General features: G+C 47.2%; 6 protein-coding genes and 1 pseudogene. 3 read left to right on the top strand and 4 right to left on the bottom strand.

Annotated elements, in window-relative coordinates; genetic code table 11:
* Positions 1 to 465 (top strand): hypothetical protein (locus KQI83_RS07420; RefSeq protein WP_330622328.1); only part of this gene is annotated, 465 nt, incomplete at its 5' end.
* Positions 466 to 590: 125 nt separating this feature from the next.
* Here the strand turns inward: KQI83_RS07420 and KQI83_RS07415 are convergent.
* Positions 591 to 1,760 (bottom strand): IS110 family transposase, encoded by a 1,170-nt coding sequence (locus KQI83_RS07415; protein ID WP_216556163.1) that lies wholly within the window; start codon positions 1,758 to 1,760, stop codon positions 591 to 593.
* A 255-nt stretch (positions 1,761 to 2,015) separates the two neighbouring features.
* Between KQI83_RS07415 and KQI83_RS07410 the strand changes: the two genes are divergently transcribed.
* Together KQI83_RS07410 and KQI83_RS07405 are read left to right on the top strand one after the other, a co-directional pair.
* The gene (locus KQI83_RS07410; RefSeq protein ID WP_216556160.1) at positions 2,016 to 3,626 is read left to right on the top strand and encodes a xylulokinase; all 1,611 of its coding nucleotides are present in this window, start codon (positions 2,016 to 2,018) and stop codon (positions 3,624 to 3,626) included.
* A gap of 67 nt (positions 3,627 to 3,693) precedes the next feature.
* Entirely contained in the window at positions 3,694 to 5,286 is a 1,593-nt protein-coding gene (locus KQI83_RS07405) for a dicarboxylate/amino acid:cation symporter (protein WP_216556158.1), read from the top strand.
* 208 nt (positions 5,287 to 5,494) lie between these two features.
* Here KQI83_RS07405 and KQI83_RS17205 read toward each other — a convergent pair whose 3' ends face one another.
* The 3 genes and pseudogenes from KQI83_RS17205 to KQI83_RS07390 all read right to left on the bottom strand — a co-directional run.
* A complete protein-coding gene (locus KQI83_RS17205) occupies positions 5,495 to 5,641 on the bottom strand; it encodes an SDR family oxidoreductase (protein WP_216556155.1) in 147 nt (48 codons plus the stop codon).
* Positions 5,642 to 6,592 carry an L-lactate dehydrogenase gene (locus tag KQI83_RS07395; RefSeq protein WP_216556152.1) on the bottom strand — a complete coding sequence of 317 codons (951 nt, stop codon included), beginning with the start codon at positions 6,590 to 6,592 and terminating at the stop codon, positions 5,642 to 5,644. It lies immediately after the preceding gene.
* 56 nt (positions 6,593 to 6,648) lie between these two features.
* Positions 6,649 to 6,865, bottom strand: a pseudogene (locus KQI83_RS07390) (4Fe-4S ferredoxin); the annotation flags it as partial.

Below are 6,865 nucleotides of genomic sequence, written 5' to 3'. Positions count from 1 at the left end.
AGTGTGTATAAGAGACAGCTGACGCTGATAGATGATTTTGATGAACAGATCGAGCGTTATTGGGATAAAAACGAGAAAAAAATAGCTCCTTGGTATCTGGCGCAAAAGAAACCCGACGATCTGATAATCAGCGCGTCGCCCGACTGTATAATCGAGCCGATCGCCAAAAGGCTCGGTGTAAACTTTATGGCGACGGAGTTCAACCGCAAATACGGGGTGTTCCTGCATAATCTGATGTACGCGCAGGAAAAGGCGCAGTATATTATCGACCACGGCTTTCCGATGATAGACAACTTCTATTCCGACTCGCTCGCCGACACGCCGATCGCCCTTTGCGCCGAAAAAGCGCACCTGGTAAAAAATAAAGCCCGTACCGTGGTCGACTGGCCTGAGCTGGACGAGGAAACACTCAGTAAGGTCCACGAGAAGGTCGATACGGGCTGGAGCGTGCACCTGAACGAATAAGAGACTAACTATTAAAAGTCAATAGGGAAACGAAAAGTTTTCCACAAAAATCAACAATCAGAAAACAGGCACGACAAAAAGAGCAACCGCGTAGTTGCTCGAAAAAATAATCAAGTGAAATAAGGTTATCGCCTGTAAGATTCTCCTGTGGTTTCCAGATGGTAGATCACCCTGACAAGTTTCTTGCAGGCATGAGAAATTGCTACGTTGTAGTGTTTGCCTTCGCTGCGTTTCTTGGCGAGGTATTCGGCAAAGGTATTATCCCAATTACAAACAAACTTCGTGGCGTTGAAAAGAGCGTAACGCAAATATCGGGAGCCGCGTTTCTCCATATGCGAGCACGAAGATGTTAGCTGCCCCGATTGATAGGTAGACGGCGAAAGTCCGGCATAAGCGAGAATCTTGTTCGGTGAGTTGAAATTGTCAAAGTCGCCGATTTCGGCAATAATCATAGCGCCCATGCGGTAGCTGATGCCCGGGATGGTAAGGATGGGAGAATTGATTTCGTCCATGATAATCTCAATGTGAAACTCAATCTCCTCGATCTCTGCATCAAGCTCTCTGATGAGCTTGATAGTGTGTTTGAGCTCCAACGACTTGGCAGGCATATCCGAGCCGATAGAGTTTTTTGCAGCAATGCGAATATCTTCCGCTCTTTCCTTGCCGTAACGCCCTTTAGAAGCGGTTGACAGGAGATTGGTCAGCTTGGTGAGATGAACAGAAGCAATTTGCTTAGCGGACGGAAATTGGCTCAACAACTCATAAACAGAAGCCATATGAAGCGTAGAAACCAGCTTTTCAAGTTCAGGGAACAGTATGTTAACCAATCTTGCGACAGAGGTCTTAAGCTTTGCGCGTTCCTTAACTTTATCAAATCTGTATCTTGTTAGTGACTTTAGCTCTTCGTTGTGGTATAATGTGTTTGAGTAGGACTTTAAGTTCACGTCAGACAACAACATAGCTGCAATGGTATGAGCGTCTACCTTATCCGTTTTCGTCTTTCTAAGGCTTAGACTTTTTCTGTAAAGATTGGTATGTAACGGATTGATAACGTAGGTTGGTAGCCCTTTATCAAGGAGATAGCCCAGAATATTGTAGCTGTAGTGTCCGGTGGCTTCGAGTCCTACTTTAACTTTTGTGAAATCATTTGCCACAGAGCAAATCTTCTCGTAAAGGCTGTCAAAGCCCTCGCGGTTGTTTTGAATGACAAAGGGGTTGAACAGAACCTCGCCTTCTGAGTTCATAACAAAGCAATCATGCTTATCCTTTGCAACATCAATTCCGACAACGATCATACTGATACCTCTTTCATAGTAGTTTCGATACTGCTTAGAGCCACAATACTCTTTGCGATTGTAACCTTGTTCCACATAAACCGTCGTGCGGTATCTAACTGATTAACAACTGTACAAAGAGACTGTGGTTAGAGCCTCTCAGTAACCGTCTTGCGGTAGGAAAGAAATACTAATCCACAGTATCTCTAACAGTATAGCATACAGTCCTTGGAGAGGGACTCTAATAACTACTACTCTATAATACAAGGAAAGTAAATGTATATAATCATTTATGATTTCGGAACAAGCAGCGTAAAAACCTGCCTGTTTAATATCGATTCACAAATCGATCTTGTTGACGAGGCTTCAGCCGAGTACGGACTTTACATCTCTGACAACGGAGGCGCGGAACAGGACGCGGAAGAATGGTGGAACGCGATTTGTTCAACCACGAGGGATTTGTTAAAAAAATCGAATGTTAAGCCCAATGAAATAGAAGGAATGGCGTTCTGCACACAGATGCAGGGAGCGGTTTTTGTTGACGAGAACGGAAACGCCCTAAGACGCCCGATGAACTACCTTGACCAAAAGGGCTATAAGGAATACAAGGAATGTATGGGGCGCGGAGTGATCAAGGTTTCGGGCTGCAGCCTTTATAAACTGTTGCGAAACCTGCGCGTGAATTACGCCGGCTCAACGAGCGCCAAGGACCCCGTCTGGAAATACAAGTGGGTCGAAAACAACGAGCCTGATGTATTTAAAAAAATATATAAATGGCTTGATATCAGCGACTATCTTGTATCGCGCTGTACCGGCAGGATCGTCAGAACGGCGGACACGGCTTTTGCGACCTTTCTTTATGACACGCGAAAAGGCAAGGAAGGCTGGAACAAAGGTCTTTTAAAGATGTATAAGGTCGACCCCGACCATATGCCCGACATCATCGACTGCACTGATTTGGTCGGCGGACTCACAGACAAAGCGGCTCGTGAGCTCGGACTGGTTGAAGGGATCCCCGTATTCGGTGGCGGCGGCGATACCACCTTTGTAAATATCGGCGCCGGATGCACAACGCCGGGAGATACGCATATCTACGTCGGAACATCGGGGTGGGTATCTACATTTATGGATCACCAAACCGTCGACATCAATGCCATGATCACAGGTGTTCTGTCCGCCAAGCACGGCTACTACAATTATTACGCTGAGCTTGAAACTGCCGGAAAATGTTTTGAATGGGCGCTCAATCATCTTGCGCTGGACGAGGTCGGAGTTTACCGGAACGCTTCTGCGGTTACTGATGATATCGAGAGCAAATACACAAGCCTATATGATCACCTTTCCGATGAGATCGCCAAGTCGCCCGCGGGGGCCAACGGCATTATCTTTACCCCTTGGCTGCACGGTAACCGCTGTCCGTTTGAGGACTCAAACGCGGGCGGAATGTTCTTTAACATAAAGATCGAAAACGACAAAAGAGATATGCTCCGCGCGGTTTTGGAGGGTATTTGTTATCATTTGCGCTGGCTGCTGGAATGTGAAGAAAAAAAGGTGAAAACGTCCGATACTATCCGATTTGTCGGCGGCGGAGCGCTTTCACGCGTCACCTGCCAAATGCTGGCGGATATTACAGGCAGAAAGATAGAGACGATCGACAACACCCGTGAGGTCGGCGCTATCGGAACGGCGCTCGTTGTTGCGGCGGGTATCAAAGGCGAGGATGTGCTTGCGTTATCGCGCCGCTTGGTAAAAGCCGATCACTTATACATTCCTGACCCTGAAAACAAGGGCATATACGAACGCAGCTACAGGGTTTTCAAAAACCTCTACAAGTCCAACGCCTTGAATTATAAGAATATCAACAAAGATATCGGAAGAAAAAACTGACCGGTTTATTGATGATCCGCGTTTTTTGTATCATAAGTTGACCCCCTGTAAGGACGGTGAGATAACGATGAATTTGAGCAAAACACGATCCATAGAGCTCCCGCTGACAATGGATAGCTTTGAACCCGCCAATCTGTTTGTTGAACAATGGCTGGCGCAAAACCGTTTCGGCAAGGATGCTATACTAGAGACAAAGCTGCTGTTTGAAGCGCTGTTCTGCGATATCATCAAACAGGGCTATGATCAGAACACCACGCTGACGATTAAGGCGCAGCGAACCTTCGGTGAGTATAATATCAAGTTCGGCTTTGAGGGAAAGACCTATGTTCCCGAAAAAAACGCAGAAAACATATCGTCCGAATCAAAGATCATTCAGGCTTATCACGACAAGATAGGCTACCGATACCGGTCAGGCTATAACAGCATCCGCGTAGTCGTCAAGCGAAACTACCGCAGCTCGCTGCTGTACTGCATAATCGGGATCGTGCTGGCTATCCTTGTCTATTTTCTGCTCAACGCGATGATGAGCGCCGAAAAGATGATCGAGATAGACAAAAGCTATATAATGCCTATGATGGATCAATTCGCCAACGCGATGCTGATGGTAGGCGCGCCCGTCACCTTCTTTTCGCTGGTAAAGAATCTGACGGACATCTATATAATTTCGGAAAAAAGCTCTTCGGACAGAAAGTTGCAGATAAAGACTATCGCTACTTCGGTGATCGCAGTTTTTCTTGCGATCGGGACGAGCTTCCTGATCGCGTTCATCTTGAGCAATCTGGATGGCTATCTTGAAGGGCAGGAACCATTTGGAGGAGGAATGACCGCCACACAGTTCATTTCTTCCCTGCTGCCGAGCAGTATTTTCGAGCCCTTTGAAACGTACCTTCCGTTCCCGATCATTATTCTCGCGCTGCTTACCACATACGCTTTCTGTTCGATCGGAGAGTATTTTGACGTCATGCAAAAAGGGGTCAACGTATGTTTGACATTCTTTTCCAAAATGCTGAACGTCGTGATGTTTACCCTGCCGTTTTTCTGCTTCCTTGCGTTTCTTTCGTCACTCTTGGTTGATGGCTTTATCAATCTTATCGTTGTGGCAGAATTTGTCGGTATGGTATTCCTAAGTTTGATCGTGATGGCGGCGTTTTATCTGATACGGCTTTTGATCGGCGGCGTCAAGATCGTTCCGTTTATCAAAAAATTCCCTCCGCTGCTCTGGGAAAACTACAAAATCAATTCAGCCATTGACGCCCTCCCCTACAACATAAGATACTGTTGGCGGGAATATGGCTTTGACAGAAAACGCATCTCGGCAAAACTGCCGATCCTTGCTCAGACCAATCAGGACGGCAACTGTTATTTGATCATGCTGGTCTCCATGATCTATATCTATATGCTGGGGATAAATGTTTCCTTGCTGCAAATCATCGGGATCGCAGTTCTCGTTTTGTTCCTGTCCATCGGCGCGCCGAACCAGCCGGGGTCTATCTTGATCGGTATGCTGATCATCACCTTCTATTTGCAGGCGGACGAGCTGATTTTAGTCGCGATCTATGCCGAGGTCTTTTTTGGCGCTCTCCAGAACGCGATCAACGTTGTCGGCGATATCGTTACGGTGGCGATAGAGGAGCAAAAATCAATGCGGTCAACAGCATAAAGCACAAATGCACTGCAAAAGTTCCGTAAACGGAAGCAGCAGCCGTAACATATGGCACAGCAAAGTCATAATAAGAGATAAAACAAATCCGAACCCTCTCCAACCGGAGCATATGACGATATTCGGCGACGACGGAAATGAATTAGCCGACGTGTAAAAAATAATAATTAAGGACATCCCATTCTGTCAAAGAAGAGATGTCCTTATTTTATACACAAGTATAACCGCCGTCAACGGGTAGCATTATTCCGTTGACATATGCAGCGTTGTCGGAAGCGAGGAAGATAGCCGCCGCGTCGAGTTTGCCTTCCTCGCCGTAACGCTCGGCAGGAATTACACTGTCGGCGTACTGCAATCACTCACTTAATACGTCGCCGATAACTGATTTCAGCGTTTTAGCGGATTCTTTCAATGCCGCTTTTTCCTTGTCATTCAGTTCGATCGGCACTTGACCTTCTACGCCGTGCTTGCCTACAATCGCAGGCATACTAAGAGCTACGCCGTTTATTTCCTCGCCTGTCTGTATGCTTGAAACCGGCAATACGGATTTTTCATCCCTGACGATCGCCTCACAAATTCGCTTGACAGACATAGCAATTCCGTAGTAGGTGGCCTTTTTCTTTTCGATGATCTCATAGGCGCTGTTCTTCACGCCGTCGGCAATTTCTCTCATTGCCCGCTGATGCTGATAATGTCCGCGCATTTCGCAGAACTTGTGAAGCGGAACTCCCGACACATTGGCGCTGCTCCAAGCGGCTATCTCGCTGTCGCCGTGTTCGCCGATGATAAAAGCGTGAATACTTCTGCTGTCCACACCGAGATGTTCGCCGAGCAGATATTTCAGTCTTGCGGTGTCAAGGACTGTGCCCGAACCGAATACTCTGTTCGACGGAAATCCGCTGAGCTGTTTTGCAACGTAAGTCAGAATATCCACAGGGTTTGCAACCACCAGTAGGATGCCGTCCTTATTATATTTCGCAATCTCAGGAATGATCGATTTGAAGATCGCAACATTCTTCTTCACTAAATCAAGTCGTGTTTCACCGGGCTTTTGTCCCGCGCCTGCGGTTACGATAACTACCGCGGCGTCGCTGATATCCTCATAGCTGCCTGCGTAAATCTGCATAGGCTTTGAAAAAGGAAGCCCGTGACTGATGTCAAGCGCTTCGCCCTCGGCTCTGTTCCTGTCAGCGTCGATCAGGACGATCTCTGAGAACAAATGGCTTTCCATCAGCGCAAACGCCGAAGCCGAGCCTACAAATCCACAGCCGATAATAGCTACTTTCCTGCTGTTCATTTCTACCATAGTAGTCACTCCTTTTCTGTTCTGATTGTATTATATACCGTATTGGCAGGATTAATCTAAAATTGACCGTCTCTTGTAATCGTCACGACCTGCCACGGAATGAACTTTCCGCTGTTTCTGAGCGCCTGCTCCGCGGCTCTCTGCAAGCCGCCGCAGCACGGAACTTCCATCCGCACGATGGTGACGCTCTTGATATCGTTATTGCTGATGATCTCGGTCAGCTTGTCGGTGTAGTCCACCATATCGAGCTTCGGACATCCGATAAGGGTGATC

Origin of the sequence: Roseburia sp. MSJ-14 (genome assembly GCF_018918225.1) — a bacterium.
Classification (GTDB): Bacteria; Bacillota; Clostridia; order Lachnospirales; family Lachnospiraceae; genus Petralouisia.
Note: the sequence above shows the minus strand (reverse complement) of the source record. Positions and strands in the feature narration are given on the sequence as shown.

Excerpts from the sequence above, each read along its gene's own strand:
- KQI83_RS07410 (WP_216556160.1), top strand. The coding sequence starts at position 2,016 with ATGTATATAATCATTTATGATTTCGGAACAAGCAGCGTAAAAACCTGC.
- KQI83_RS07405 (WP_216556158.1), top strand. The coding sequence starts at position 3,694 with ATGAATTTGAGCAAAACACGATCCATAGAGCTCCCGCTGACAATGGAT.
- KQI83_RS07395 (WP_216556152.1), bottom strand. The coding sequence starts at position 6,592 with ATGGTAGAAATGAACAGCAGGAAAGTAGCTATTATCGGCTGTGGATTT.
- KQI83_RS07415 (WP_216556163.1), bottom strand. The coding sequence starts at position 1,760 with ATGATCGTTGTCGGAATTGATGTTGCAAAGGATAAGCATGATTGCTTT.